The 24,911-nt window shown below is 67.7% G+C and carries 25 protein-coding genes; 19 read left to right on the top strand and 6 right to left on the bottom strand.

Annotation, left to right across the window (positions count from 1 at the left end; genetic code table 11):
* The first annotated feature begins 90 nt into the window (after window positions 1-90).
* From ABIE41_RS02375 to ABIE41_RS02360, 4 genes are read left to right on the top strand one after another with little or no spacing between them, the layout of a single operon-like run.
* The gene (locus tag ABIE41_RS02375) at window positions 91-1,134 is read left to right on the top strand and encodes an extracellular solute-binding protein (protein ID WP_192643228.1); all 1,044 of its coding nucleotides are present in this window, start codon (window positions 91-93) and stop codon (window positions 1,132-1,134) included.
* Complete coding sequence (locus tag ABIE41_RS02370; RefSeq protein ID WP_354191695.1) at window positions 1,131-2,222, top strand: ABC transporter ATP-binding protein; 1,092 nt, start codon at window positions 1,131-1,133, stop codon at window positions 2,220-2,222. The genes ABIE41_RS02375 and ABIE41_RS02370 overlap by 4 nt, the downstream gene beginning before the upstream one ends.
* Window positions 2,219-3,124, top strand: a complete 906-nt coding sequence (locus tag ABIE41_RS02365) for an ABC transporter permease (protein ID WP_192643227.1) — start codon at window positions 2,219-2,221, stop codon at window positions 3,122-3,124. The genes ABIE41_RS02370 and ABIE41_RS02365 overlap by 4 nt, the downstream gene beginning before the upstream one ends.
* Window positions 3,121-3,936: an ABC transporter permease gene (locus ABIE41_RS02360; RefSeq protein WP_192643226.1), complete on the top strand. Its 816-nt coding sequence runs from the start codon at window positions 3,121-3,123 to the stop codon at window positions 3,934-3,936. Before ABIE41_RS02365 ends, ABIE41_RS02360 begins: the two co-directional genes overlap by 4 nt.
* A 9-nt stretch (window positions 3,937-3,945) precedes the next feature.
* Here the strand turns inward: ABIE41_RS02360 and ABIE41_RS02355 are convergent, their stop codons facing one another.
* A complete protein-coding gene (locus tag ABIE41_RS02355; RefSeq protein WP_192643225.1) occupies window positions 3,946-4,401 on the bottom strand; it encodes an Lrp/AsnC family transcriptional regulator in 456 nt (151 codons plus the stop codon).
* A 128-nt stretch (window positions 4,402-4,529) separates the two neighbouring features.
* Between ABIE41_RS02355 and rocF the strand changes: the two genes are divergently transcribed.
* The 4 genes from rocF to ABIE41_RS02335 all read left to right on the top strand — a co-directional run bounded on the left by rocF (window position 4,530) and on the right by ABIE41_RS02335 (window position 8,262).
* Window positions 4,530-5,459: an arginase gene (gene rocF / locus ABIE41_RS02350; protein WP_192643224.1), complete on the top strand. Its 930-nt coding sequence runs from the start codon at window positions 4,530-4,532 to the stop codon at window positions 5,457-5,459.
* 2 nt (window positions 5,460-5,461) lie between these two features.
* The gene (locus tag ABIE41_RS02345; protein ID WP_192643223.1) at window positions 5,462-6,511 is read left to right on the top strand and encodes an ornithine cyclodeaminase; all 1,050 of its coding nucleotides are present in this window, start codon (window positions 5,462-5,464) and stop codon (window positions 6,509-6,511) included.
* 114 nt (window positions 6,512-6,625) lie between these two features.
* Entirely contained in the window at window positions 6,626-6,832 is a 207-nt protein-coding gene (locus ABIE41_RS02340; protein WP_192643222.1) for a hypothetical protein, read from the top strand.
* A complete protein-coding gene (locus tag ABIE41_RS02335) occupies window positions 6,829-8,262 on the top strand; it encodes an amidase (RefSeq protein ID WP_192643221.1) in 1,434 nt (477 codons plus the stop codon). The genes ABIE41_RS02340 and ABIE41_RS02335 overlap by 4 nt, the downstream gene beginning before the upstream one ends.
* A 50-nt stretch (window positions 8,263-8,312) precedes the next feature.
* Here ABIE41_RS02335 and ABIE41_RS02330 read toward each other — a convergent pair whose 3' ends face one another.
* Genes ABIE41_RS02330 through ABIE41_RS02305 form a run of 5 tightly spaced genes read right to left on the bottom strand, consistent with a single transcriptional unit; the run spans window position 8,313 to window position 12,871 of the window.
* Window positions 8,313-9,092 (bottom strand): SDR family NAD(P)-dependent oxidoreductase, encoded by a 780-nt coding sequence (locus tag ABIE41_RS02330; protein WP_192643220.1) that lies wholly within the window; start codon window positions 9,090-9,092, stop codon window positions 8,313-8,315.
* Between the two features lies 1 nt (window position 9,093).
* Complete coding sequence (locus tag ABIE41_RS02325; RefSeq protein ID WP_192643219.1) at window positions 9,094-10,047, bottom strand: acetamidase/formamidase family protein; 954 nt, start codon at window positions 10,045-10,047, stop codon at window positions 9,094-9,096.
* A gap of 35 nt (window positions 10,048-10,082) precedes the next feature.
* A complete protein-coding gene (locus tag ABIE41_RS02320; protein WP_192643218.1) occupies window positions 10,083-11,189 on the bottom strand; it encodes a DMT family transporter in 1,107 nt (368 codons plus the stop codon).
* Entirely contained in the window at window positions 11,176-12,660 is a 1,485-nt protein-coding gene (locus ABIE41_RS02310) for an amidase (protein WP_465247075.1), read from the bottom strand. Before ABIE41_RS02310 ends, ABIE41_RS02320 begins: the two co-directional genes overlap by 14 nt.
* Before the next feature lies 1 nt (window position 12,661).
* On the bottom strand, window positions 12,662-12,871 hold the full coding sequence (locus tag ABIE41_RS02305) for a hypothetical protein (protein ID WP_192643216.1): 210 nt from the start codon (window positions 12,869-12,871) through the stop codon (window positions 12,662-12,664).
* 382 nt (window positions 12,872-13,253) lie between these two features.
* On the opposite strand from ABIE41_RS02305, the gene ABIE41_RS02300 reads away from it, so the two are divergent.
* From ABIE41_RS02300 to ABIE41_RS02250, 11 genes are all read left to right on the top strand, one after another.
* A complete protein-coding gene (locus tag ABIE41_RS02300; RefSeq protein WP_192643215.1) occupies window positions 13,254-13,961 on the top strand; it encodes an isochorismatase family protein in 708 nt (235 codons plus the stop codon).
* A 437-nt stretch (window positions 13,962-14,398) separates the two neighbouring features.
* The gene (locus ABIE41_RS02295; RefSeq protein WP_354191687.1) at window positions 14,399-15,961 is read left to right on the top strand and encodes an ABC transporter substrate-binding protein; all 1,563 of its coding nucleotides are present in this window, start codon (window positions 14,399-14,401) and stop codon (window positions 15,959-15,961) included.
* A 91-nt stretch (window positions 15,962-16,052) separates the two neighbouring features.
* Window positions 16,053-17,009: an ABC transporter permease gene (locus ABIE41_RS02290; protein WP_192643213.1), complete on the top strand. Its 957-nt coding sequence runs from the start codon at window positions 16,053-16,055 to the stop codon at window positions 17,007-17,009.
* 10 nt (window positions 17,010-17,019) lie between these two features.
* The gene (locus ABIE41_RS02285) at window positions 17,020-17,922 is read left to right on the top strand and encodes an ABC transporter permease (RefSeq protein ID WP_192643212.1); all 903 of its coding nucleotides are present in this window, start codon (window positions 17,020-17,022) and stop codon (window positions 17,920-17,922) included.
* Between the two features lie 17 nt (window positions 17,923-17,939).
* Entirely contained in the window at window positions 17,940-19,076 is a 1,137-nt protein-coding gene (locus ABIE41_RS02280) for an ABC transporter ATP-binding protein (protein ID WP_192643724.1), read from the top strand.
* A gap of 10 nt (window positions 19,077-19,086) precedes the next feature.
* A complete protein-coding gene (locus ABIE41_RS02275; RefSeq protein ID WP_192643211.1) occupies window positions 19,087-20,121 on the top strand; it encodes an ABC transporter ATP-binding protein in 1,035 nt (344 codons plus the stop codon).
* A gap of 23 nt (window positions 20,122-20,144) precedes the next feature.
* Window positions 20,145-20,855 (top strand): isochorismatase family protein, encoded by a 711-nt coding sequence (locus ABIE41_RS02270; protein WP_192643210.1) that lies wholly within the window; start codon window positions 20,145-20,147, stop codon window positions 20,853-20,855.
* A gap of 33 nt (window positions 20,856-20,888) precedes the next feature.
* Entirely contained in the window at window positions 20,889-21,890 is a 1,002-nt protein-coding gene (locus tag ABIE41_RS02265; protein WP_192643209.1) for an asparaginase, read from the top strand.
* A gap of 2 nt (window positions 21,891-21,892) precedes the next feature.
* Window positions 21,893-22,807 carry a DMT family transporter gene (locus ABIE41_RS02260; RefSeq protein WP_192643208.1) on the top strand — a complete coding sequence of 305 codons (915 nt, stop codon included), beginning with the start codon at window positions 21,893-21,895 and terminating at the stop codon, window positions 22,805-22,807.
* Window positions 22,804-23,958, top strand: a complete 1,155-nt coding sequence (locus ABIE41_RS02255; protein WP_210320954.1) for an AbrB family transcriptional regulator — start codon at window positions 22,804-22,806, stop codon at window positions 23,956-23,958. Before ABIE41_RS02260 ends, ABIE41_RS02255 begins: the two co-directional genes overlap by 4 nt.
* Window positions 23,959-24,168: 210 nt before the next feature.
* Complete coding sequence (locus tag ABIE41_RS02250) at window positions 24,169-24,870, top strand: GntR family transcriptional regulator (protein ID WP_192643207.1); 702 nt, start codon at window positions 24,169-24,171, stop codon at window positions 24,868-24,870.
* Window positions 24,871-24,911 lie beyond the last annotated feature (41 nt).

Below are 24,911 nucleotides of genomic sequence, written 5' to 3'. Positions count from 1 at the left end.
TTTTCGTTTGTCCGCAAATTGAAAGCTCAATCCATCGCGCCCGCAGGCCGCGGGTGCCGTTCCGACGCAGGCAGGCCGGGGAGAACCTCCATGACGACTTTGTCTCGACGCCGTTTCCTCGGGGCCGCAGCGGGCAGCGTCGCGCTGGCCGCACCAACGGTCCTGCGAGCCCAGGCCCGCGAACTGGTCATGATCGGCTATGGCAGCGCCCAGGACGATCCGCTGAAGCGCGCCGGGGACATCCTCGCCAAGAAGTATCCCGGCGTCTCGCTGCGCATCATCGGCGGCCTTTCGGCGGAGGCGATCGCCCAGATCAAGGCCTCGCGCGGCGCCTCGCCCTATGATTTCGCGGTGATGGGCTCGCCCGCGATCATCAACGCAGTCGACGAGGGCGTGCTCGAGCCGCTCGACATCGCCAAGGTCCCCAACGCCAAGAACATTGACCCGCGCTTCATGCCCTACGCCTACGGCATGGGCGTGCCGATCAGCTATGCCGGCATCGGCATCGCCTACAACAAGCAGATGGTCCCGAACCCGCCCAAGACCTGGGCTGATCTCTGGAAGCCGGACTATGCCGGCAAGATCGGCGTCTCTCGGCCGCAGTCCAATCTCGGCCTCGCCTGCGTCTCGATCGCGGCCTCGGCCTTCGGCAAGACCGATGCGGACACCGATTTCGGCCTCGCCAAGTGGAAGGAGCTGAAGCCGCTGGTCGGGCGCAATCCCAACCTGCTGCAGCAGATGCTGGAGCGCAGCGAGATCGGGCTCTGCCCGCTCTGGCACGACAACACCGGCATCGCCATCGCCAGCGGCCTGCCGCTCGGCTACGCCAAGGTCACCGGCCCGGGTCCGCTGATCCTGCCGACCATGATCGTCAAGTTCACCCGCACCGCCCATAGCGACCTGATCCACGAATTCGCCGACATCCTGCTCACCAGCGAGAGCCAGACCTTCGCCGCCCAGCCGCCCTATTACTTCGGCACCACGGTGAAGGGCATCGTCGCCCCGGCGGGGGCCGCCGCGTTCCTGCCTTCCACGCCGGAGGAGATCGCCTCGATGGTGTCGGTCGACTGGCCGAAGGTGGCGCCTAACCGCGGCAAGATCGTCGAGGCCTTCGACCGGATGTTCGCCGGGTGATCACCGCGGCTGCGCCCATCCCGGCGGCCGGGACGGCGGCAGCCGCCCCGGTCGTGGCCATCCGCGACGCGGTCAAGCGCTTCGCGGGCCTGACCGTGCTCGATCGCTGCTCGCTCATTGCGCAGGAAGGAGAGATCCTGACGCTGCTGGGCTCGTCGGGCTGCGGCAAGACCACGCTGCTGCGCTGCATCGCCGGCTTCCTGACGCCCGACGAGGGCGAGATCCTGATCGACGGCCGGGACACGATCCCCGTCCCGGTCAACCGCCGCTCCGTCGGCGTCGTCTTCCAGAGCTATGCGCTCTTTCCCCATCTCACCGTGGCGAAGAATGTCGGCTATGGCCTGCGCATGCGGGGCGTTCCGGCCACCGAGATCGGCCGTCGCGTCGCCCAGGCCCTGCAGACCGTCTCGCTGACCGGCTTCGGGGAGCGCTATCCGGCCCAGCTCTCCGGCGGCCAGCAGCAGCGCGTCGCGATCGCCCGTGTGCTGGTTCTGGAGCCGCGCGTGCTGCTGCTCGACGAGCCCTTCAATGCCCTCGACGCCAAGCTGCGCGGCACCATGCAGATGGAGATGCGCCAGCTGATCAAGCGCCTCGGCATCACCGCGATCTTCGTCACGCATGATCAGGAAGAGGCGCTGACCATGTCGGACCGCATCGCCGTGATGCGCGCCGGCCGGATCGAGCAGCTGGGGACGCCGGAGGACGTCTTCGACAGGCCGGCCAGTGCCTATGTCGCCGATTTCGTCGGTGCTTCGAATTTCTGGAACGGCGTTGCGAGCCAGGGCCGGGTCGTGCTGCCGGACGGCCAGAGCGTTGCGACGACGCTCGACGGCGAGGTCCGTGTCATGCTGCGCCCGCACAACATCCTGATCGAGCCGGCCGTCGAGACCGGAGCGGGCTGGCGCGGCAGCGTCCGCTTCCGCCGCCATGTCGGCGCGCTGATGGAATACGAGGTCGAACTCGGAGACGGGCTTTCGCTGCGCGTCGTGGCGCTGCGCGACGAGACGGTCGCCCGCATCGACGTCGGCGACCGCGTGGCCCTGCGCCTGCGCGATCCCGCCGCCTGCATCGCCTTCCCGCGCGCATGACCCGCCGGCCTCTCCTGCTGCGGCTGGTCGACGAGCTGCTCTCGGGGCGCGGCATCTGGCCCGCCGTGCCGGCGATCGTCGTGCTCGTCGTCGTCGCCGTCATCCCCTTCGGCGTGCTGCTCTCGCTCGGCTTCTCCGACATCACCGTGTCGCGCGGGGTCATCGTCTCGCAGGAATTCTCGCTCGGCCATCTCGCGACCGCGCTGGCCGACCCGCTCTATCACATCACCTTCCAGCGCTCGCTGACGCTGGCACTGACGACGACGCTGTTCTGCGCGCTGCTCGGCTTCCCCGTCGCCTATCTCTTCCTGATCGGCGGCCCCTGGACCCGCCGCATTATCCTGGTGCTGACGATCGCGCCGATCCTGACCAGCGGCATCGTCCGGACCTATGCCTGGATCGTCATCCTCGGCGGCCGCGGCGTGGTCAATGCGACGCTGATGGAGTTCGGGCTGATCTCGCAGCCGCTGCGCATCATCAACACGCATTGGGCGGTGCTGATCGGCATGGTCCAGATCCATCTGCCGATCATGATCCTGCCGCTGATCGCGGTGATGAGCCGGCATGACACCCGGTTGGAGGAAGCGTCCGCCAATCTCGGCGCCAGCCGGCTGGCGACGCTGCGAACCATCATCCTGCCGCTGAGCGTGCCCGGGCTCGGCACCGGCGCCGCGCTCGTCTTCACGCTGAGCTACACCACCTTCGTGGTGCCGCAGCTCCTCGGAGGCGGCAATTACCTGAACGCCGCGACGATGGTCTACGAGCAGGTGGTCTACTCGCTGCAATGGAGCAAGGGCGCGGTGACCGCGATGATCCTGATGGCGAGCTGCCTCGCCGTGCTGCTGGTCTTCGCCTGGCTGACGCATATCGCGACGCGCTGGACACGGGTGGCACAAAGATGAAGCGGATCGACGGCGCCGAACTCCTCGATCGGCTGGGCATCGGCTTCATCATCGCGCTCGCGGTGCTGGCGCTCACGCTGCTCCTGCTGCCGGCGGTCATCGTCGTGATGATGTCCTTCGACACGCGCGGCTATATCAGCTTCCCGCCCGCCGGTTTCACGCTCGACTGGTACGTCAAGGTCTTCAACCAGCCGGTGCTGGTCAACGCGATGTGGACGAGCATCAAGGTCGGGCTCTACGTCACCGCGCTCTGCATCGTGCTTGGTGTGCCGACCGCGCTGGCCTGCGCCCGTGGCGACTTCCGCGGCGCCACGGCGCTCTCCGTCTTCGTGCTGGTGCCGCATATGGTGCCGGGTATCGTCCTCGGGGTCGCCGTGCTGTTCTCGGGCGCGCTGCTGGGCATCGGCCCATCGATCTGGCTGCAGTCGGTCTCGCTCTCGGTCTATGTCATGGCGGTGATGGTGCGCACCGTGATGGCGCGGCTGCAGCGGCTGGACCCGCTGCTGGAGCAGGCCTCCGCCAATCTCGGCGCGAGCCGCTGGCAGACCTTCCGCACCATCACGCTGCCGCTGCTGCTGCCGGCGATCCTGGCCGGCGCCGTCTTCACCTTCATCGAGGGCGTCGACAATCTCTCGGTGACGATCTTCACCCATGGCTATCGTGACCGGCCGCTGCCAATCGAGCTGCTCGCGATCGTCCAGAACAGCAGCTCGCCATTGGTCGCCGCCGTTTCCAGCGTGCAGATCCTGCTGGCGATGCTGGCCCTTCTGGCGATCTCGCTGACGATTGGGCTCGACCGCGTCAACGACTGAGCGGATGGCTCAGCCGGGCTGCGCCGGGCCGAGCCCGGCCCGGCTGCTGCGCGGCGTCGCCAGCAGCAGATGCGTTTCGGAAGCCGCGATGCCCGCGATCAGTCGCATCCGCGTCAGCACCGCGTCCAGAGCCGTCAAGCTGTCCGTGCCGAGCTCGGCGATCAGATCCCATTTGCCGCTGGTGGTGTGGATGGCGGTGATCTCGGCAAAGCCGCTGAGCGCCGTCACCACGCGGTCCTTGGCCCGGCCCTCGACCTCGATCAGCGTGATGCCCCGCACCGGGGCCGAAACCGCGTCCGCCCGCAGGATCACGGTGTAGCCGACGATCTCGCCGGCCTGTTCGAGACGCTCCAGACGGGAGCGAACCGTCGCCCGGGAGACACCGAGATCGAGCGCGAGGTCGGAAATGGCGCGACGGCCATTGCGGCGCAGCAGCGTGACGAGGCGGCGGTCGAGGTCGTCCATGGCCGGCTCCGCCATTGTGAGAAGTCGAGGGTGCCGAAACGATAGATCAAGCCGCCATTTATGCCAATCTGGCTGCTTCGTCCTGCCGGCCCCTCGTCCTAGACCCGTCGCGAGCAAGCGAGGGCGCGATGGATCGGACGAACTGCATTCTCCTGGGGGCCCCGGTGCAGGACGGCACAGGCCGGCTCGGCTGCGACATGGGCCCGAGCGCTTTTCGTGCTGCCGGCATCGGCGAGGCGCTGCGCTCGCTCGGTCATGGCGTCGTCGACCGCGGCAATGTCGCGCCCGCGCCGCTGCAGTCGCTGAGCCACCCCAACCCCGCCATCCATGCGCTGCCCGAGGTCGTCGCTTGGACGCAGGCGCTGTCGCAGGCCATCTACGAGGCCGGGGCCGAGGGCATGCCGATCGTGCTGGGCGGCGACCACAGCCTGGCGGCCGGGACGCTCGCCGGCCATGCCCGCCGGGCGCAGGAGAGCGGCCGCAAGCTCTTCGTCCTCTGGCTCGATGCGCATCCCGACGTCCACACGCTGGAGTCGACCGAAAGCGGCCATCTCCATGGCGTGCCGATGGCCTATGCGCTCGGGCTGCCCGGCTTCGCGGGTGTCTTCCCGCCGCTCACGGCCACACTCGATCCGGCGCGGATCTGCATGATGGGCCTGCGCAGCGTCGATCCGGCGGAGCGGCAGGTTCTGGCCGCCATGGGGCTTCGCGTCCACGACATGCGCGCCATCGACGAGGAGGGCGTCGCCCCCCTGCTGCGCGGCTTTCTCGACGAGGTCGCGGCACAGGACGGCCTGCTTCATGTCAGCCTCGACGTCGATTTCCTCGATCCCGACATCGCGCCCGGTGTCGGCACCACCGTGCTGGGCGGCGCCACCTTCCGCGAGGCGCATCTGATCATGGAGATGCTCCATGACAGCGGCCGCGTCGCCAGTCTCGATCTCGTCGAGCTCAACCCCTTCCTCGACGAGCGCGGCCGCACCGCCCGGCTGATGGTCGATCTCGCCGCCAGCCTGATGGGCCGGCGCGTGCTCGACCGCCCGACACGGAGCTTCTGACCATGGATCGCAAGCTCAACCTCGTGCGCTTCGTCAGCGTCGAGCGGATGATGCGGATCATCGGCGCCTGCGGCATCGAGACCGCCCTCACGGCGCTGGCGAGCTGCATCGAGGCCGATTTCCGACGCTGGGAGCTCTTCGATAAGACGGCTCGCGTCGCCTCGCACAGCCCCGGCGGCGTCATCGAGCTGATGCCGACCAGCGATGGCGCCCACTACGCGTTCAAATACGTCAACGGCCATCCCGGCAACACCCGCGACGGGCGCCAGACCGTCACTGCTTTCGGCGTGCTCTCGGACGTCGCCACGGGCTATCCTTTGCTGCTGAGCGAGATGACGATCCTGACCGCGCTGCGAACCGCCGCGACCTCGGCCCTGGCGGCGCTCCATCTGGCCCCGCCGGGCGCGCGCTGCATGGCCCTGATCGGCAACGGCGCGCAGTCGGAATTTCAGGCGCTCGCCTTCAAGGCGCTGCTCGGCGTCGACCGGCTGCGGCTCTACGACATCGACCCTGCTGCGAGCGCGCGATGCGCCGCCAATCTGGCGGGCTATGGCTTCGACATCACCCTGTGTGCCTCGGCTGAGGCTGCCATGCAGGGCGCCGAGATCGTCACCACCGCGACCGCCGACAAGGCCAGCGCCACCATTCTCACCGACAACATGGTCGGGGCCGGCATTCACATCAACGCGGTCGGCGGCGACTGCCCCGGCAAGACGGAACTGCATCCCGACATCCTCAGGCGCAGCGCCATCTTCGTCGAATACCCCCCGCAGACGCGGATCGAGGGCGAGATTCAGCAGCTGGCTCCGGATCACCCGGTCACCGAACTCTGGCGCGTCGTCGCGGGCCAGCATCCGGGCCGCCACGATCCGCGCCAGATCACGCTGTTCGACTCGGTCGGCTTTGCGATCGAGGACTTCTCCGCTCTGCGCTGGCTGGCGCAGGAGGCGCAGCGGCAGCGCGAATATGACGAACTCGACCTCCTCGCCGACCCCGACGAACCGCGCGACCTGTTCGGCATGCTGCTTCGGGCACAGGCAGCTGTCGCCTGAGCGGTGGTACAGCCGAATGTATCCTATTTCACGCTATGGCATCCGATAAGAGCGGCCAGGCACGTCGTTTGCATACAATCCTTCTCGTCATTCTGATGGAGAGAGGAGAAAGCTATGCAGACCCCGTTGCGGGACATCGTCGCCGTCCAGGCGCAGACATGGTCGGGCATCAGCCAGCCCAATGAGGCGGCCGGCATCATGGCCGATGCGCTGGCCGCCAGCATTGCGGGCTTCACCGCCTTGCGCGGGCAGCTCGCCTTCGAGGACGAGCCGTCGAGCTTCGAGGCCGCGCTCCAGGAAACGAAGGAGCCGCAGTCATGAACGCCGCCGCGAAAAGCTCGCTCCTGCATCTCTCGCTGACCGACGCCGCCGATGCGCTGAAGGACGGCTCCGTCACCGCCGTCGAACTCACCACCGTCGCGCTGGAAGCCTTCACCCGCGTCGACAAGGCGATCAATTCGGCGATCTGGCTGGAGGGCGCCGCCGCGCTCGAAGCCGCCGAGGCGCTCGACAAGAAGCGGAAATCGGGCGCGACGCTGGGTCCGCTCCACGGCCTGCCGCTGGCCCACAAGGACATGTACTACAAGGCCGGCAAGCTCTCGACCTGCGGCTCGGCGATCCGCAAGGATTTCCGCCCGGGCTACACCGCCACCGTGATGGAGCGGCTGGAGGACGCCGGCTCGGTGACGCTGGGCGGGCTGAACATGGCCGAGTTCGCGCAAAACCCGACCGGCCACAACCAGCATTACGGCCATTGCCGCAATCCCTGGCACACCGACTACTGCACCGGCGGCTCCTCCTCGGGCTCGGGCGCGGCGGTCGCGGCGCGGCTGGTCTATGGTGCGCTCGGCTCCGACACCGGCGGCTCGATCCGACTTCCGGCCGCAATCTGCGGCGTCACCGGCATCAAGGCGACGCAGACCCGTGTCTCGCGCCATGGCGTCATGCCGCTCTCCTTCTCGGCCGACAATGTCGGGCCGCTGACGCAGACCGCCCGCGATGCCGCGCGCTTCCTCGGCGTCATCGCGGGACAGGATCCCAAGGACCCGACCTCGTCCGCCGAGCCGGTGCCGGACTACGAAGCCGCCCTGACCGGCGACATCCGGGGCATGCGCATCGGCGTGCCCACCAACTACTTCTTCGACGGCATCGACCCCGAGGTCCAGGCCGCCTTCGACGCCATGGTCGCGGTGCTGGAGGCCCGCGGCGCCGTCATCGTCCCGGTCACGATCCCGCATATGGATGCGGTGGCGACCTATGGCGGCATCGTCTCACGCGTCGAGGGCGGCACGATCCATGCGCAATGGATGCGCCAGCGCCCGCAGGACTATGCCGTGCATCTGAGCGGCCGGCTTTACCCGTCGCAGGGCATTCCCGGCACCTATTATCTCGAGGCGCTGGCAAGGCGCGGCGCGATCCTGAAGGCGGTGGCGGCTGCGGTGTTCGGCGTCTGCGATGCCTTCATCACGCCGACGCTGCGGATGAAGGTGCCGACGCTGCTGGCCACCGACATCGATGCCGGCACACCGGGCGCGATCGAGACCTTCCAGGACGTCTCGATCAACACGCGGCCGATCAACTATCTCGGACTGCCCTCGGTCAGCGTGCCCTGCGGGCTCGATTCCAACGGCCTGCCGATCGGCTTCCAGATCCAGGGCCGCCCCTTCGCTGAGGCGCGCGTTCTCAAGATCGCCGACGCCTATCAGCGCGACACCGATTGGCACCGCCGCCTGCCGCCCAACGTGTCCTGAGATTGCACACTGATCTGCCGCCGCCCCCCCCCGGCGGCGGCAGATCACCCTCAGCGGATCGAGGGCCGCCGCTGGCCGCCATCGACATGGATGTCGGCCGCATTGATGCCCGCCGCGCGCGGCGAGACGACGAAGGTGATTGCGTCGGCGATCTCCTGGACCGCACCGAGCCGCTGCGCCGGAAAATCCTCCGCCTCGAACTTGGCAAAATCCTCGGGGCGCTCGGCCCGGATCCGCTCCCAGCCGCCGCCGGGGAAGATCGTCGAGCCTGGCGAGACGGCGTTCACGCGGATGCCCTGAGGCCCCAGCTCCCAGGCGAGCGAGCGCGCGGCATGGATCAGGCCGGCCTTGGCCGCGGCATATTGCGCGCCTCGCGCGGCCGGAGCACGGCCGGAGATCGAGGCGACGAAGACGGCGTTGCCGATGTCGCTGCGGGTAAGCGCCGGCGTCGCTTCGCGCAGCGCCGCGATGGCATGGCCGACATTGAAGCGGAAGGTCTCCTCCCAGTCGGCGTCGCTGGCGCTGGCCAGCTCGCGCTCGCCGAAGCTGCCGCCGGCATTGGCGATCAGGATGTCGAGCCCGCCATAGGCCGCCATGGTCTCCGCCACGGCCCGCGCCGATTCCGCGGGGCTGCGGAAATCCGCCTGGATGGTGAGAACCTCGCCGCCTGCGTCCCGGATCTCGGCCGCGGTTGCGGCGAGCGTGTCCGCCCCGCGCGCGGCGATGGCGAGGCGGACGCCCTCGCCGGCAAGCAGCAACGCGGTGGCCTTGCCGATGCCGCGGCTGCCGCCGGTGATCAGCGCGATCTTCCCCTTCAGACCCAGATCCATCTCAGGCCGCCTTCGGGAGCAGGAGCTTCTTGGCGAGCATGCAGTGGATGCCCTTGGAGCCGTTGACCGTCTGGGTCACCCGCAGATCGGCGGCGATCGAGCACAGCGTGTAGGCGTCCTCGCGCGAGAAGCCGGCCACCTCGCCGATCAGCACGATCATGTCGCGCAGCGCCATCTCGGCGCAGCGGTCGAGATCGGGGTCCATGCCCATGGTCAGGTAATGCGTCGGCGTCTCCGCCCGCGGATAGGTGAAGGTGAGGTCCTCGCGCAGGATGAAGGTGAAGCGGCCCTGCAGCGCGGTTTCGATCGCCGTGACGCAGACCTCGCCGTCGCCCTGCGCCGCATGGCCGTCGCCGCACGAGAACAGCCCGCCCTCGACGAAGACCGGCAGGAAGATCGTCGCGCCCGCGACCATCTCCTTGTTGTCGAGATTGCCGCCGAAGGCGCGCGGCACGATCGAGGTTACGCGGCCCCAGGCCGGCGGCGGCGCCGTGCCCATCACCCCGAAGAAGGGCGCGAGTTCCAGTTCCAGGCCCCAGGGCAGCTTACCGATCTTGGCGTTGAGGTCGAGCGGGATGTGCAGCAGCCGGACATCATGGAAATCGCTCTGCAGCGTGCCGGCGAGCGGGCGGATGACGTTGTAGCCCCAGTCCTGCCGAAGCTGGATATCCTCGATCCGCACCTCCAGCACATGGCCGGGCTTAGCACCCTCGACGGCGATCGGCCCGGTCAGGATATGGCCGGGCAGGGTCTTCTCGGCATGGGCATGGACGTCGGCGATCTCGGGCGGGGTGGTGAAGCCGCTGCCCGGCTTGGGATGGACTTCCGGAGCGCCGGTCACCGTGTCGACGGTGACCGTGTCGCCGCTGGCGATCACCAGCTTCGGCTTCAGCGCCGCGTCGAAGAAGCCCCAATGGCAGGTCGCGCCGCTGGCTTTCAGGTGATGATGGGTCATGCGTCGTCGTCCGGGTCAGAGGGGCGGAGATGGTGTCAGGCGGGCGGGTTGTCCGGCAGCGGCGTGGCGGCTAGGCGGCGCGCGCCGGCGTTGTGGCGCATCGTATAGAGGGTGCCGCCGGCGACCAGCGCAGCGCCGACGATGGTGACGAGATTGGGCAGCTCGGCGAAGACGAGATAGCCGCTCAGCGTCGCCAGCAGCAGGCGGACGAAGTCGAGCGGCGCGAGCGCCGAGGCCTCGCCCATCTGGTAGGCGCGGGTGACGAGCCATTGCCCGGCCGTGCCGACGACGCCGATGCCGATCATCAGCACCCATTCGACCGGAGTCGGATGGGTCCACAGGAAGACGGCCGGTGCGCCAAGTGCGATCAGCACCACAGCGCCCTGCCAGAACAGGATCGTCTCCGTGCGCTCGGACTGGCCGAGCACGCGCACCGAGATCGTGATGCCGGCCCCGAACAGCGCGCCGAGAATGGCGAGCAGCGCATAACCGCTCATTGCCTCGCCGCCCGGCCGCAGCATGACGAAGACCCCGGCGAAGCCGATCGCCAGGGCGATCCAGCGCCGCCGGTCGACGACCTCGCCCAGGATGAGGATGGCGAGCAGCGTCACGAACAGCACCTGCGCGAAGCCCAGCGCCGTCGCCTCTGCCATCGGCAGATAGATCAGCGCCGTGAAGCCGCACAGCATGGCGCCGAGCGAGAACATCCCCCGCAGGAACTGCAGCCCCGGACGGCTGGTGTGCATGATCCGGGGCAGGGCGCGCCCGACCACCAGAGCGAGGATCAGCGTCATCACCAGCTGCCGGACGATCAGGATCTGCGGCAGCGGCACGCGTCCGCCCGCGAGCTTGATCAGCGTCATCATCACCGCGAAGGCGCTGAAGGCGGCGATCATCAGAAGCGAGCCGCGCAGATTGGGCGTGGCCGCGCGCCACCAGCCGCGGGCGCGGTCGCGATGGCGTGCTCGCGCTGTCGGCAGGGCGTTCGCCGCAGCCGGCAAAGCACTGGCTGCGAGGATCGAGGCGGCGGCCGCGAGGCTGTCCGCCGAGGCCTCGACGGTGACAAGCTCCGGAGCCGGCTCCGGCAGCGCCTCGTCAGGGAGGAAGGCGACGGCGCGCGCCCCGGCATCATCCTCGCTCATGGGGGCACCGGGTGTGGCCCTCGGCGCACCGGCGCCTCATGCCGCCTGCCTGAGCGCGGCTGTCGCCGGCCGCAGCCCCGTCAGGGCCAGCGCCTTCTCGATCTGCGCCCCGATGCGCAGAACCGTCGGCTCGTCGAAGGGCCGCCCGACGATCTGCACCGAAAGCGGCAGGCCCGAGGCCGAGAACCCGGCCGGCATCGACATCGCCGGGTTGCCGGTGACGTTGAACGGCATGGTCTGGATCGGCCAGTTTGGCGGGAAGGCGTCCGAGAAGCTGTCGAAGCGCGCGGCCGGCGCCAGCGCCGAGGCGCAGAGGATCGCGTCGTACTGCTTGAGCAGCTGGTGGTTGACCGCCACCGCCAGCTCCCGGGCGCAGGCGATAGGCCTGGGTCAGGTCGGCGGCGCTCGTGGTGGCGCCCAGGATCATACGGGTGAAGGTCAGACGGCCGAAATCGAGCGGGCGCTCGCGGTAATCCTTCTCGTGGATCGCGAAGGCCTCGGAGAACATGATCACCCGCCCGACGGCGTTGAACAGCTCGTAATCGGGGATCGTGACCTCCTCGACGATCGCGCCGGCCTTCGCCAGCAAATCGGCGGCCTTGTCGATCGCCGCCAGGACCTCGGGCGAGACGCCCTCGGCCTGCGCGAAGAAATGGCGTGGCAGCGCGATCTTCAGCCCGCTGACATCGCCGCCCAGCCCGCTGCGGAAATCGGGGGCGGGCACATCGGCACTGGCGGGATCGAGCGGATCGTGCCCGGTGATCACCTCCATGGTGATCGCGGCGTCCTCGACCGTCCAGCTCAGCGGGCCGCAATGGTCGAGCGTATAGGAGAGCGGGAAGACGCCGCGCCGGGACACCAGTCCATAGGTCGGCTTCAGCCCGACCGTGCCGCAATAGGCGGCCGGCCCGCGGATCGAGCCGCCGGTGTCGGACCCCATCGCCATGCGGCACAGCCCTGCAGCCTCCGCCGCGCCCGACCCGGAAGACGAGCCGCCGGGAATGTGCTCGGGGTTCCACGGGTTGCGCGCGGGCGGAAACGGCAGGTCGAAACTCGGGCCGCCCAGCGCGAATTCATGCGTCGAGAGCTTGCCGAGCAGCACGCCTCCCCCGGCCTTGATCTTGGCCGCCACGACGGAATCGGCGGCGGGCACATTGTCGACCAGCAGCTTGGAGTGGCAGGTCGTGCGGATGCCGGCCGTGTCGTAGATGTCCTTCAGCGCATAGGGCACGCCCTGCATCGGGCCGGCGTCGATGCCCGCCTTGAAGGCGGCGTCGGCGGCATCAGCATCGGCGAGCGCCCGTTCGGCGGTGACGGTGATGAAGCTGTTCAGTGCGCCGTCCAGCGCGGCGATCCGTGCCAGCGCGTCCTGCGCGAGCGCGGTTGCTGTCAGCTCGCCCGCACGCAGGGCGGCGCCAGCCTCGGCAATGGACAGTTCGTGCAGCGGTTTGGTGGTGCCGGTTGCGGGCATGTCAGACCCCCTTCATCAGGGTGACGAGGGAGAAGGTGTTGGAGGGCTCGTCCGCCGCCGTGCGCGGCTGGCGCAGCAGCGCGCACATGCGCTTGAGGTCGCCATAGCCGGCCAGGACGGCGGCCATCCGGTCTTCCGGGACAGCCACTTCGGCGCGCCGCAGCAGCACCTCCAGTTCGAGCTTCAGATCCGCCGTGCTCGCTTCGCTCATCGCCCTGTCCTCTGGTCCGCTTTCGTCGGCCCGGGCGATGCAACAGCCATGCCATTTCCGCATCATTGTATCCAATGAGGTAAGCTGTCTCGGCGCTGGCGGCAGCAGCTCTCCTGCTGGCCTATGGGGTCCAGAGGGGACCAAGCGCGCAGAAGCCCAATAAAGCGGCGGCTACTTCGCGGCCTATTGGGCGCAGAAGCCGCTCATCCCGACGCTCTGGCCTCGCGCCAGCATGAAGCGTCCATTTTGGCGGCAGCGCTGCATTGAATACAATCACCCGAGCTTGGCATGGGGCTTGCTGTGATGGTGGAGCTATCGCCGGCGCGGCCCGAGGCGGGGCCCATGTCGGCGCGACCCTCGTCCCGTCGATCAGGAGCGTCCCATGCACACCATTGCGATCCCGGATTACGTTCTCCAGCGCGTCGTCGAGCGGCGCGGTAAGGTCAGGCTGTTCGAGGCGCTCGATCCGGCCCGGACCGCGCTGATCGTGGTCGATCTCCAGAACGGCTTCATGGCGCCGGGCCAGCCGGCCGAAATCCCCTATGCCCGCGAGATCGTGCCCAACGTCAACCGCATCGGGCAGGCGCTCAGGGCCGCCGGCGGCCTCGTCGTCTACATCCAGAACACGATCACGGAGGAGACGCAGGCGGACTGGTGCGTCTGGTTCGACAACTTCACCAAGGGCGACTTCAAGCAGCGCATGATCGCCGCCTTCGCGCGCGGCAGCTTCGGCCATGCGATCTATCCAGAGCTGGAGGTCCTGCCCGGGGACTGGGCGGTCGAGAAGCAGCGCTTCGGTGCCTTTGTCGAGGGTTCATCGACGCTTCATGCGCAATTGCAGGAGCGGGGCATCGACACGCTGATCATCGTCGGCACGGCGACGAATGTCTGCTGCGAGTCGACCGCGCGCGACGCGATGATGATGAACTACAAGGTCGTCTTCGTCTCCGACGCCAATGCCTGCCGGACGGACGAGGAGCACAACGCGACGCTCGGCAACATCCTGGCCCTGTTCGGTGACGTCCAGTCGACCGACGAGGTCATCGCCGCGATCGGCGCCGGCGCCACTGTGCTGCAGGCGGCCGAGTGAGGTCGGGTGTGGGCTCTGGCGGAGCGGCGGGGCCGCTCCGCCGGAGCGTGTCGGCGCAACATTGTGCAGCGCAGCACAAAGTGGGCGTCATTCGCGCCAGTCCGGTCGGGGTGCGGGTCGCCTTGGCGAAGTTGTGTGCAATGAAGTCCGGGCTCACTTCCGCCGTTGCGGGTGGGGCGTCTGCTTGGTCCGCTGATCAAGGCGGAAATAACCCGATATTGCTGAAAATGAGTCTCTGACGGCGGTGTGGCTCCGAGCGGGGCCATGGGGCCAAAACAGGTCGGTTGATCAGATTGGACACAATCGAGCCGGCTTGGCACGGCCCTTGCTAAAATCCCTGGGACGCCGCTCACGACCTCATTCGCATCCCGGAGGGAGCCTGCATGCCTCACCCGTCTCAGACATTTCGGAGTTCCGTCGTTCGCCTCGCGGCCGGCTTGTCGTTCGCGGTCGCGGCGGCCCTCACGGCTCCCGCCCCGGCGCAGGCCCAGACGACGCTGCGCGTCGCGATGACGGCGGGCGACATCCCCGATGTCACCGGCCAGCCCGACCAGGGCTTCGAGGGCTACCGTTTCGTCGGCTACACACTCTATGACTCGCTGATCCTGTGGGATCTCTCGCGCTCTGATGTCGAGGCCTCGCTGACGCCCGGCCTCGCGACGAAATGGGAGATCGACCCCAAGGACAGCAAGCGCTGGATCTTCACCCTGCGCAAGGACGTGAAGTTTCATGACGGCTCGGATTTCAACGCCGATGTCGTGCTTTGGAACATCTCGCGCCTGATCGACGAGAAGGTTCCGCATTTCAACGCCAAGCAGTTCGCGGCGATGCGCACCCGCACGGTCAACATCGACCGTGCCGAGAAGGTCGACGACCACACCGTCGCGATCATCACCAAGGAGCCGGACTCGCTCTTCTACATCCAGATGAGCTTCTGGATGATGATCTCGAAGGCGCAGTTCGAGAAGGCGGGCTCTTACGAGAAATACGCCCAGATGCCCTCGGGCACGGGGCCCTATCGCTTCGCCGGCATCGTGCCGCGCGAACGGCTGGAGATGACCCGCAACGAGACCTACTGGAACCCCAAGCGCATTCCCAAACATGACCGGCTGGTGCTGCAGCCGATGCCCGAGGCGACGACGCGCGCAGCGGCCCTTCTGTCGGGACAGGTCGATTTCATCGAGGCGCCCTCGCCGGACACGATCGCGCGGCTGAAATCCTCAGGGATGCAGGTCATCACCCTGCCCTATCCGCACAACTGGCACTATCAGTTCAACTTCGTCGATGGTCCGTTCAAGGACAAGCGCGTGCGCCAGGCGGCGAACTACGCGATGGACCGCGGCGAAATGGTCGAGATGCTGAACGGCCTGGCCCAGGAGGGCTATGCGACCGTGCCGCCCAGCTCGCCCTATTTCGGCAAGCCGGTCCTCTACAAGCTCGATCCGAAGAAGGCGACCGCGCTGCTGAAGGAGGCGAAGTGCTTCCCCTGCGAGGTCACGCTGGCGATCTCGACCTCGGGTTCGGGCCAGATGCAGCCGCTGCCGATGAACGAGCTGGTCAAGTCGCAGCTCGAGGCGGTGGGCTTCAAGGTCAAGCTCGAGGTGATGGACTGGAACGCCCTGCTCGACGTCACCTTCAAGGGCCGCGAGAAGTTCCCCGCCTACCATGCCGTCAATGTCAGCCGCGCCACGCAGGATCCCTTCTCCGGCATCTTCCGCTTCGTCATGCGCAAGCAATGGGCGCCGGCCGGCGGCAATTGGGGGCACTACGAGAACGCCGAGATCGAGAAGCTGATCACCGACATCTACAACACCTTCGAGCAGACGAAGCGCGACGCGATGATCACCCGCGTCCACGAGATCATGAACGAGGACGCCGCCATGCTCTTCGTCACCCATGACCTCAACCCGCGGGCGCTGTCGCCCAAGGTCAAGGGCTTCGTCCAGGCCCAGAGCTGGTTCCAGGATCTGACGCCGATCACCGTCGGCACGACGAACTGACGCGGCCCCGCCTTTGGGATGCGGCCAGTCGGGGCCGCATCCCCCCGAGCCCACAGCGATCCAGGACCCGAGCCGACCGAAGGAGACCTCCATGTGGCACTACATCGCCCGTCGCATCGTCTACGCGATCCCGATCGCCATCGGCGTCACGGTCTTCTGCTTCGCGCTCGTCTTCCTGGCCCCGGGCAACCCCGTCCAGATGCTGCTCCCGGCCGATGCCAGCCAGGAGGTCGTCGACCTCATCATGAAGACCTACGGCTTCGACCGGCCGCTGCCGGTCCAGTACTGGACCTGGCTGACGCGCGCCGTCGTCGGTGATCTCGGGGTCTCGATCCAGTCGAACCGTCCGGTGATCGACGAGGTGCTGCGCGCGCTCGGCAACACCATCTTCCTCTCCTTCGGCGCGGTGGCGCTGGCCTTCAGCATCGCCTTCGTGCTCGGCACGCTGGCCGCCTATTACCGGGGCAGCGCGACCGATCGAGGCGTCACGGCCCTGTCGATCGTCGGCGTCTCGATCCCCAATTACTGGCTCGGCATCGTCCTGGTCATCATTTTCGCGGTCGAGCTGAACTGGCTGCCGGCGACCGGCATGGGCCCGCGCGGCTCGGAGACCTTCAACCTCTTTGAATGGTCCCATTTCAAGCATGTGATCCTGCCGATCGTCACACTGTGCATGGTGCCGGTCGGCATGATCACCCGTACCACCCGCTCCGCCGTCTCGGAGGTGCTGGGCAACGAATTCGTCAACACGCTGCGCGCCAAGGGCCTCGGCGAACTCGCGGTCATCCGGCACGCGCTCAAGAACGCCATGCCCCAGATCCTGGCCGTGATGGGCCTGCAGTTCGGCTACCTGATGGGCGGCTCGATCCTGGTCGAGACGATCTTCAACTGGCCGGGCACGGGCTTCCTCCTCAACAAGGCGATCCTGACGCGCGACATCCCCGTCCTGCAGGGCACGATCCTGATCCTCGCCCTCGTCTTCGTCTTCACCAACCTCGTCGTCGATCTGTTCCAGACCGCGGTCGACCCGCGCATCAAGCGCTCCTGAGGAGGCGGCCATGACCGATTTCACCACGGCGACCCGCCTGCTTGCGGCGGAAGAAGAGGCCCCGGCCACCAAGGTCCGCGGTTACTGGCAGAATGTCGGCTACCGGCTGCGCTACGACTACGTCACGCTCGCCTTCGCGCTCATCATCGTCCTGATCGTGGCGATGGCCGTGTTTGCGCCCTGGATCGCGCCGAAGGATCCCTACAAGACCTCGATGGCCTTCCGGCTGCGCCCGGTCGGCTTCCGCGACTTCCATCTCGGCACCGACGAGCTCGGCCGCGACATCCTCTCGCGCCTGATCCATGGCGGGCGCATGTCGCTGCTCATGGGCGTGGTGCCGGTGGTCTTCGCCACCTTGATCGGCGGCTTCCTCGGCGTGCTCGCCGGCTTCATCGGCGGCAAGCTGAACATGGCGATCATGCGGACCATGGACGTCTTCTACGCCTTCCCCTCGATCCTGCTGGCGGTCGCGATCTCCGGCGCCATGGGCGGTGGCATGGCCAACGGCATGGTCGCGCTGACGCTGGTCTTCATCCCGCCACTCTGCCGCATCGCCGAGACGGCGACGACCCAGGTGCGCGGGCTCGATTTTGTCGAGGCGGCCCGGGCCTCGGGCGGCTCGACCCGCTCGATCATCGCCACCCACATCCTCGGCAACGTGCTCGGCCCGATCTTCATCTACGCTTCGGGCCTGGTCTCTGTCTCGATCCTGATCGCGTCGGGCCTGTCCTTCCTTGGCCTCGGCGTCGAGCCGCCGCATCCCGACTGGGGGCTGATGCTCTCGACTTTGCGCCAGTCGATCTACGTCAACCCGATCGTCTGCGCGCTGCCGGGCGTGATGATCTTCGTCACCTCACTCGCCTTCAACATGGTCAGCGACGGGCTGCGCCAGGCGATGGACGTCAGACTGTGAAAGGGCCCGCCATGTCCATGACAACCGCGCCGACCGCCCGCCCGCCGCAGCTCTCCTCGGTCCCGGAGGGAGACATCCGCGATCGCGGCGGCCCCTCCCAGCCGATGCTGATCGTCTCCGACCTGAAGAAGCATTTCGCAATCAAGGGAGGGATGCTCAACCGCACGCAGGGGCATGTGCGGGCCGTCGACGGCGTCTCCTTCACCGTGCTCAAGGGCGAAACGCTCGGCGTCGTCGGCGAGTCCGGCTGCGGCAAGTCCACCCTGGCGCGGCTCCTGATGCACCTCATTCCCTATGACGCGGGTGAGGTGCTGTTCGACGGCGAGTCGATCGGCGGCGTCCGCGGCCTGACGATGAAGGAGTTCCGGCGCGCCATGCAGATGGTGTTCCAGGACAGCTACTCCTCGCTCAACCCGCGCCTGCCGGTCGAGGAATCGATCGCCTACGGCCCGCGCGTCCATGGCATTCCCGCTGCCAAGGCCAAGGAGATCGCCCGCGAACTCCTCACCAAGGTCGGCCTCAAGCCCGATCTCTTCGCCCAGCGGTATCCGCACGAACTCTCCGGCGGTCAGAAGCAGCGCGTCAACATCGCCCGGGCGCTCGCGCTCGAACCGCGGCTCCTGATCCTCGACGAGGCGGTCTCGGCGCTCGACAAATCGGTCGAGGCGCAGGTTCTCAACCTGCTGCGCCAGCTCAAGCGCCACTTCAACCTGACCTATGTCTTCATCAGCCACGATCTCGACGTGGTGCAGTACATCTCCGACCGCGTGCTGGTGATGTATCTCGGCGAGATCGTCGAGATCGGGCCGGTGGATGCGATCTACGAGCATCCCAAACACCCCTACACCCGCGCGCTGCTGGCCTCGCGGCTGTCCTTCGATCCCGCCGAGCGCGTCCATGAGGCGCCGCTGACCGGCGATCCGCCCAACCCGATCAACCCGCCGTCGGGCTGCCGCTTCCGCACCCGCTGCCCGATGGCGGAAAGCGTCTGCGCGGAAACCTCGCCCCGGCTCGAGGGCGCCGTCGCGGCCGACATCCATGTCGCCGCCTGCCATGTCCAGAACCCGGGCTCCGGCCACAGCCTCGCCGGCAAGGCGCCGGTGCTGGTCGCCAGGCCGAAGGTCGGCGCCGCCCCGCTGGCCGCCACCGCGTGAGGAGGAACCGATGACGACAGCCACAGCGCCATCCGCCGTCCCCGGTCCCGTCGCCCTCGCCGCGGTCAGACCGCTGGTCGAGGTCGAGGATCTCTCGGTCAAATTCGTCAGCCGCGAAGCGACCGTCGCCGCCGTGAACGGCGTCTCTTTCTCGATCCAGCCCGGCGAGGTGCTCTGCATCATCGGCGAGTCCGGCTCCGGCAAATCCGTGACGATGCGCGCTCTGATGCGGCTGCTGCCCAAGGGTAGGGCCAGGATCGGCGGCAAGATGCGCGTCGGCGATCACGACATCATGGCGCTCAGCGACAAGGAGCTGACGCAGATCCGCGGCTCCACCATCTCGATGATCTTCCAGGAGCCGATGACGGCGCTCGACCCCGTCTACACGATCGGCCACCAGATTGCCGAGACGGTCGTCAAGCACGAAGGCTGCTCCTATGCCGACGGGCTCAAGCGCGGTCTGGAGCTGCTCGAATTCGTCAAGGTGCCCTCGCCGGAGCGGCGCCTGAAGGCCTATCCGCACGAGCTCTCCGGCGGCCTGCGCCAGCGCGCTATGATCGCGATGGCGCTGTCCTGCCGGCCGCAGCTCCTACTGGCCGACGAGCCGACGACGGCGCTCGACGCGACCGTGCAGATCCAGGTGCTCGTGCTGCTGCGCAAGCTCCAGCGCGACATGGGTATGAGCGTGATCTTCGTCACCCATGATCTCGGCGTCGCCGCCCAAATCGCCGACCGTGTCGCGGTGATGTATGCCGGCCGCGTCGTCGAATCCGGGCCGGTTCGCGACGTGCTGATGAACCCGCAGCACCCCTATACCCGCGGAATGCTGGCCTCCTCCGTCCATGGCAGCGCCCGCGGCGTCGACATCGAGGCGATCCCCGGCTCGCCGCCCGACATGCGCCGCCTGCCGCCGGGCTGCGCCTTCGCGCCACGCTGCAAGTTCGCCGACGAGGCCTGCCGCGCGGCGAGCCCGCCGGAAACCGTGCCCGCGCCTGACCGCACCGTCTGCTGCTTCAAGGTCGGCTCGCCCGCCCTGTCCTCCTGATCCCTCGCACGAGAGAGACCGCCATGCACAAGGTCGAGATTCCCGCCTATGTCACGCAGCATGTCGTTGCCCGCCGCGGCGTCGAGCATGTCTATGCCGATCTCGATCCCGCCCGCACGGCGCTGATCGTCGTCGATCTCCAGAACGGCTTCATGATGCCGGGCGTCGCCCATGCGCTCTGCGACACGGCCCGCGAGATCGTGCCCAACGTCAACCGGATCGCCGACGCCGTGCGCCGGACCGGCGGCAAGGTGTTCTGGATCAAGAACACCCATGACGAGGCCTGTCTGACCTCCTGGTCGCATTTCCACGAGGATCTGACGCGGCCGGAGCGGCGCGGCGCGCGCGTCGAATCCGTGTCGGAAGGCAAGCTCGGCCACGAACTCTGGGCCGATCTCGAGGTCAGCCCGGAGGACGAGATCGTCCAGAAGACGCGCTTCAGCGCCTTCATCCAGGGCTCGTCGGATCTCGAGGCGCGGCTGCGCGCGCAGGGCTACGACACCCTGATCATCACCGGCACCGTCACCAATGTCTGCTGCGAATCCACCGCCCGCGACGCCATGATGCTGAACTTCAGGACGATCATGGTCACCGACGGCAATGCCGCCAATTCCGATGCCGAGCACAACGCCTCGCTGATCGCCTTCTACCTCACCTTCGGCGACATCATGGACACGCAGATGCTGATCGGCTGTCTTGAGACAAACGCCCGCTTCCGCCAGGCGGCCGAATAACCCGGCGCGCGCGCCCGACACCCAGAGAGAACAATGCCTGTTTTGCCCAAGGTCGCGGTCATTGGGACCGGCGGCACGATCTGTTCCATCGGCACCGGCCCCTTCGACATCCTCGACTACGGCGCCAATGAAAAGATGCTTCATGCCGATGCGCTGGTCGCGATGTTTCCCGACGTCGCCCAGTTGGCCGAGATCATCGCCGTTCCGTTCAAGGCGGTGCCGAGCCCCAACATCTTCTTCGAGGACTGGAAGACGCTCGTCCTGACCTGCGACCGGCTGGTCGCCGAGCATCCCGACCTCGCCGGCATCGTCATCCTGCACGGCACCGCCTCGCTGGAGGAGACGGCCTATGTCCTCAGCCTGACGGTGAAGGTGGCGGTGCCGGTCGTCGTCGTCGGCTCGCAGCGCCCGGCGAGCGCGCTATCGACCGATGCGGGGATGAACCTCGCCAATGCGATCCGCACCGCGGCCTGCCCGCAGGCGCGCGGCCTCGGCGTTCTCGTGCTGCTGAACGACGAGATCCATGCCGCGCGCGACGTGACGAAGACCTCGACCTTCCGGCTGCAGACCTTCCGCTCGCCTGATTTCGGCGTGCTCGGCCATGCCGATGGCGACGCGGTCGTGTTCTACCGTAAGCCGGTGCGGAAGGCGGCGCCCGACACGGAGTTCGACATCCGCAGGCTCGACGCCCTGCCGCGCGTCGACATCGTGCTGGCTTATACCGGCTCGGACGGGACGGCGGCCCGCGCCTTCGTCGCGGCCGGCGCCAAGGGCATCATCTCCGCCGGCTTCGCGCCGGGCTTCGCCGGCCCCGCCGATTTCGAGGTGCTCAAGGAGGCCGTGGCGGCTGGCATCGTCGTGATGCAGTCGACCCGCGCCGGCTCGGGCCGCACCTTCAAGGGCAAACGCCTGCGCGAGGGCGGCTTCCTGATCGCCGACAATCTCACGCCGCAGAAGGCGCGGCTGCTGCTCGCGCTGGCGCTGACGATCAGCGCCGAGCCGGCCGAGATCGAACGCATCTTCCTGACCTATTGACGATGACCGTGATCCTGAACGCGCCGGCGGGGGAGGAGCGCGACGCACGACGCGGCGTCGTGATGATGCTCGTCGGGCTGGCGCTGTTCTCGATCCTGAACGGCGTCGTCAAGGCGCTGGCGGAGACCTTCGCGGTCAACCAGATCGTCTTCTTCCGCAACGGCTTCGCGCTCGTGACCCTGCTGCTGATGGCGCGCGGGCTCGGGGGCTTTGCCGCCCTCAAGGTCCATAACCGACGCGGCATGGCGCTGCAGGCGGTGCAGTTCACGGCCGTGCTGCTCTTCATCTTCGTGGCCTATCGCCACATGCCGCTGGCCGACGCGACCGCGATCTCCTTCCTCCAGCCGGTTCTGGTGCTGCTGCTCTCGGCGCCGCTGCTCGGCGAGAAGGTGACGCGGCTGGGCTGGCTCGCACTGCTGCTCGGGCTCGGGGGCGTCCTGCTGATGGTCAAGCCGAGCGGCGGCGGCAGCCTGTTCGGGCTGACCATGTCGGTCATCGGCACGGTCTTCAGCGCGCTCTCGCTGATCCAGCAGCGCAGCCTCTCGCGCAATGAGACCTCGCTGTCGATCGCGTTCTGGACCCTGGCCGGCTCGGCGCTGCTCGTCCTGCCGAGCCTGCCCTTCAACTGGGTCCAGCCGACACCTGCGCAATGGGCGCTGCTGATCGGCAACGGCCTGGCCTCGGGCGCCTGCCAGTACCTCACCACGCGGGCGCTCTTTCACGCGCCTGTGGCGACGATTGCGCCGCTCTCCTACACCAAGATGCTTTGGGCCTTGATCGTCGGCTTCATCTGGTTCGGCGACGTGCCGACTGTGCTGGTCCTCGCCGGCTCGGCGATCGTCATTGCAGCGAGCGCGCTGGTCTATCTGGCACCCAAGCCGGTGCCCGCCCCGGTTCGGCTCGAAGAAGCGCCATGAATCGCCTAACATCCCCCGTCTCAGCCTGGATGCGAGACGTCCGGGCCGGCTTTGCCGCCATGCGGCCCTCCCGCTTCCCCTATCCCCGCTTCGCCCTGGCGCTGGCGCTTGGCGTAACCGGCGGCCTGCTGTTCCAGCGCCTGTCGCTGCCCTTGCCCTGGATGATGGGCCCGATGGTGTTCTGCACGCTGGCGGCGCTGCTGCGCGTGCCTGTCGCCGCGCCGCCGGTGATCCGCCCGCCCATGACGATGGTGATCGGCGTCATGCTCGGCGCGGCCTTCAGCCCCGATCTTGTCGCCCGCATCCTGCAGTGGTGGCCCGCCACGCTTGGGCTCATCGCCTTCATCGCGCTCTGCGGTGGCTCGGTGGTCTGGTATTTCCGCGCCATTGGCGGCTATGACCGCACCACCGCCTATTTCGCCGGCATGCCGGGCGGGCTCGTCGAGATGATCAGCCTCGGCGAGGAACGCGGCGGCGACGGCCAGGTCATCGCTCTCGTTCATTCGGTTCGGATCCTGCTCATCGTCATGACGCTGCCCTTCGCCATCCAGTGGCTCGAGGGCGTCTCGCTGAACCGGATGGCCGGCGCCGTCTCCCTCTTCTCCACGCCCGCGACGGCGGAGCTCTGGCTGCTGGGCTGCGGGCTGGCCGGTTGCCTCCTCGGCCACCGATTGAACCTGCCGGCGAAATATCTGCTCGGACCAATGCTGGTCAGCGCCGCCGTCCATCTCGCGGGCTGGAGCGACTTCAAGCCACCCTTCGAGATCGTCAATGCGGCGCAGCTGATCCTCGGCGTCGTCATCGGCTGCCGCTTCGCCGGCACGGCGCCGCGTACGGTCGGGCGCATCATCCTGCTCTCGTTGGGCTCGACCGCGATCCTGCTGTTCTGGACAGGCGCCTGCGCCGCTCTGGTCTCCTGGCTGACCGGCTTTCGCGCCATGACGCTGATCCTGGCCTACTCACCGGGCGGGCTCGCCGAGATGAGCCTGATCGCGCTCGCGGTCCATGCCGAGGTCGCCTTCGTCGCCGCCCACCACATCATCCGCATCTTCGTGGTGATGGTGGCCGCCGCGCCGGTCTACGCCGTGATCGCCCGCCTGGAGCGGGTCCGATCCCGAACGGGCGAAGCGCGCGGACTGCCGGCCGAATAGCACTTGACCGGTTGCATACAATCGAGTGCAGCAACGCTCATCATGCACACTTTCTCGTCAACGATACTGGAATTGCGTTGACGTAGGTATGTTCAGCTCCTAACTGCCTGCCAACTGTACACGATCGAGATGATTCTGCCGCCGGCATGGTCATCCTCGGGCCGAGGGCAGGGGCTCTTCTTCAATCGCCTTTTCGACAGGACGACACACATGGCGACACGCGGCGTCTCGGTCACCAACAAGCTCAGGGAGGCCGTGCTCGGAGGCGACTATGCCGGAGGCACGCGCCTGAACGAGGTCGATCTCGCCGACGCGCTGGCGGTGTCGCGCACGCCGATCCGGGCTGCCCTCTCGACCCTGGCGGCCGAAGGGCTGCTCGAATATCGCCCCAACAGCGGCTACGCGGTGAAGACCTTCGCCGCCAAGGACATCGAGGGCATCTATGTCGTGCGTGCTAATCTCGAGGGCCTCTGCGCAAGGCTGGTGGCGCAGCAGGGCCTGTCGGATGTCCACCGCGGCCTCCTGCACAAGGTGCTGGCGGAGAGCGAAGAGCTGCAGAATGTCGAGAGCTGGACCGACGAGGTTTCCGATCTCTGGCGCGATCTCAACGACCGCTTCCACAACACGCTGATCGAGGCTTCCGGCAACTCGCATCTCGCGATGATGCTGCGCAAGTCGCGCGCCATTCCGCTGCTCAACCAGCTTAAGTTCCGCTGGTTCGACATGGGCACTTTGGCCCGTGCCCATGACGACCACAGCCAGATCTTCGCCGCCATCACCGGCGGGCAGGTCGTGCGGGCCGAGAGCATCGCCGAGGAGCATGTCTATCGCTCGGGCCAGCGCATCATCGAGCACTGGCGCAAGATGGATACGCGCAAGCCCGCCGCCGGCACGAAGGCCCGCGCCGCCTGACCTGCCGCGGCACGGCCGGGGCCGTGCCGCGCGGGAGCCGC

This window comes from Bosea sp. OAE506 (assembly GCF_040546595.1).
GTDB lineage: Bacteria > Pseudomonadota > Alphaproteobacteria > Rhizobiales > Beijerinckiaceae > Allobosea.
Note: the sequence above shows the minus strand (reverse complement) of the source record. Positions and strands in the feature narration are given on the sequence as shown.

Excerpts from the sequence above, each read along its gene's own strand:
- ABIE41_RS02270 (WP_192643210.1), top strand. The coding sequence starts at position 20,145 with ATGCACAAGGTCGAGATTCCCGCCTATGTCACGCAGCATGTCGTTGCC.
- ABIE41_RS02255 (WP_210320954.1), top strand. The coding sequence starts at position 22,804 with ATGAATCGCCTAACATCCCCCGTCTCAGCCTGGATGCGAGACGTCCGG.
- ABIE41_RS02280 (WP_192643724.1), top strand. The coding sequence starts at position 17,940 with ATGACAACCGCGCCGACCGCCCGCCCGCCGCAGCTCTCCTCGGTCCCG.
- ABIE41_RS02325 (WP_192643219.1), bottom strand. The coding sequence starts at position 10,047 with ATGACCCATCATCACCTGAAAGCCAGCGGCGCGACCTGCCATTGGGGC.
- ABIE41_RS02250 (WP_192643207.1), top strand. The coding sequence starts at position 24,169 with ATGGCGACACGCGGCGTCTCGGTCACCAACAAGCTCAGGGAGGCCGTG.
- ABIE41_RS02285 (WP_192643212.1), top strand. The coding sequence starts at position 17,020 with ATGACCGATTTCACCACGGCGACCCGCCTGCTTGCGGCGGAAGAAGAG.
- ABIE41_RS02330 (WP_192643220.1), bottom strand. The coding sequence starts at position 9,092 with ATGGATCTGGGTCTGAAGGGGAAGATCGCGCTGATCACCGGCGGCAGC.
- ABIE41_RS02320 (WP_192643218.1), bottom strand. The coding sequence starts at position 11,189 with ATGAGCGAGGATGATGCCGGGGCGCGCGCCGTCGCCTTCCTCCCTGAC.
- ABIE41_RS02355 (WP_192643225.1), bottom strand. The coding sequence starts at position 4,401 with ATGGACGACCTCGACCGCCGCCTCGTCACGCTGCTGCGCCGCAATGGC.
- ABIE41_RS02365 (WP_192643227.1), top strand. The coding sequence starts at position 2,219 with ATGACCCGCCGGCCTCTCCTGCTGCGGCTGGTCGACGAGCTGCTCTCG.
- ABIE41_RS02375 (WP_192643228.1), top strand. The coding sequence starts at position 91 with ATGACGACTTTGTCTCGACGCCGTTTCCTCGGGGCCGCAGCGGGCAGC.
- ABIE41_RS02310 (WP_465247075.1), bottom strand. The coding sequence starts at position 12,660 with ATGCCCGCAACCGGCACCACCAAACCGCTGCACGAACTGTCCATTGCC.
- ABIE41_RS02335 (WP_192643221.1), top strand. The coding sequence starts at position 6,829 with ATGAACGCCGCCGCGAAAAGCTCGCTCCTGCATCTCTCGCTGACCGAC.
- rocF (WP_192643224.1), top strand. The coding sequence starts at position 4,530 with ATGGATCGGACGAACTGCATTCTCCTGGGGGCCCCGGTGCAGGACGGC.
- ABIE41_RS02290 (WP_192643213.1), top strand. The coding sequence starts at position 16,053 with ATGTGGCACTACATCGCCCGTCGCATCGTCTACGCGATCCCGATCGCC.
- ABIE41_RS02305 (WP_192643216.1), bottom strand. The coding sequence starts at position 12,871 with ATGAGCGAAGCGAGCACGGCGGATCTGAAGCTCGAACTGGAGGTGCTG.
- ABIE41_RS02260 (WP_192643208.1), top strand. The coding sequence starts at position 21,893 with ATGACCGTGATCCTGAACGCGCCGGCGGGGGAGGAGCGCGACGCACGA.
- ABIE41_RS02340 (WP_192643222.1), top strand. The coding sequence starts at position 6,626 with ATGCAGACCCCGTTGCGGGACATCGTCGCCGTCCAGGCGCAGACATGG.
- ABIE41_RS02360 (WP_192643226.1), top strand. The coding sequence starts at position 3,121 with ATGAAGCGGATCGACGGCGCCGAACTCCTCGATCGGCTGGGCATCGGC.
- ABIE41_RS02345 (WP_192643223.1), top strand. The coding sequence starts at position 5,462 with ATGGATCGCAAGCTCAACCTCGTGCGCTTCGTCAGCGTCGAGCGGATG.
- ABIE41_RS02300 (WP_192643215.1), top strand. The coding sequence starts at position 13,254 with ATGCACACCATTGCGATCCCGGATTACGTTCTCCAGCGCGTCGTCGAG.
- ABIE41_RS02265 (WP_192643209.1), top strand. The coding sequence starts at position 20,889 with ATGCCTGTTTTGCCCAAGGTCGCGGTCATTGGGACCGGCGGCACGATC.
- ABIE41_RS02275 (WP_192643211.1), top strand. The coding sequence starts at position 19,087 with ATGACGACAGCCACAGCGCCATCCGCCGTCCCCGGTCCCGTCGCCCTC.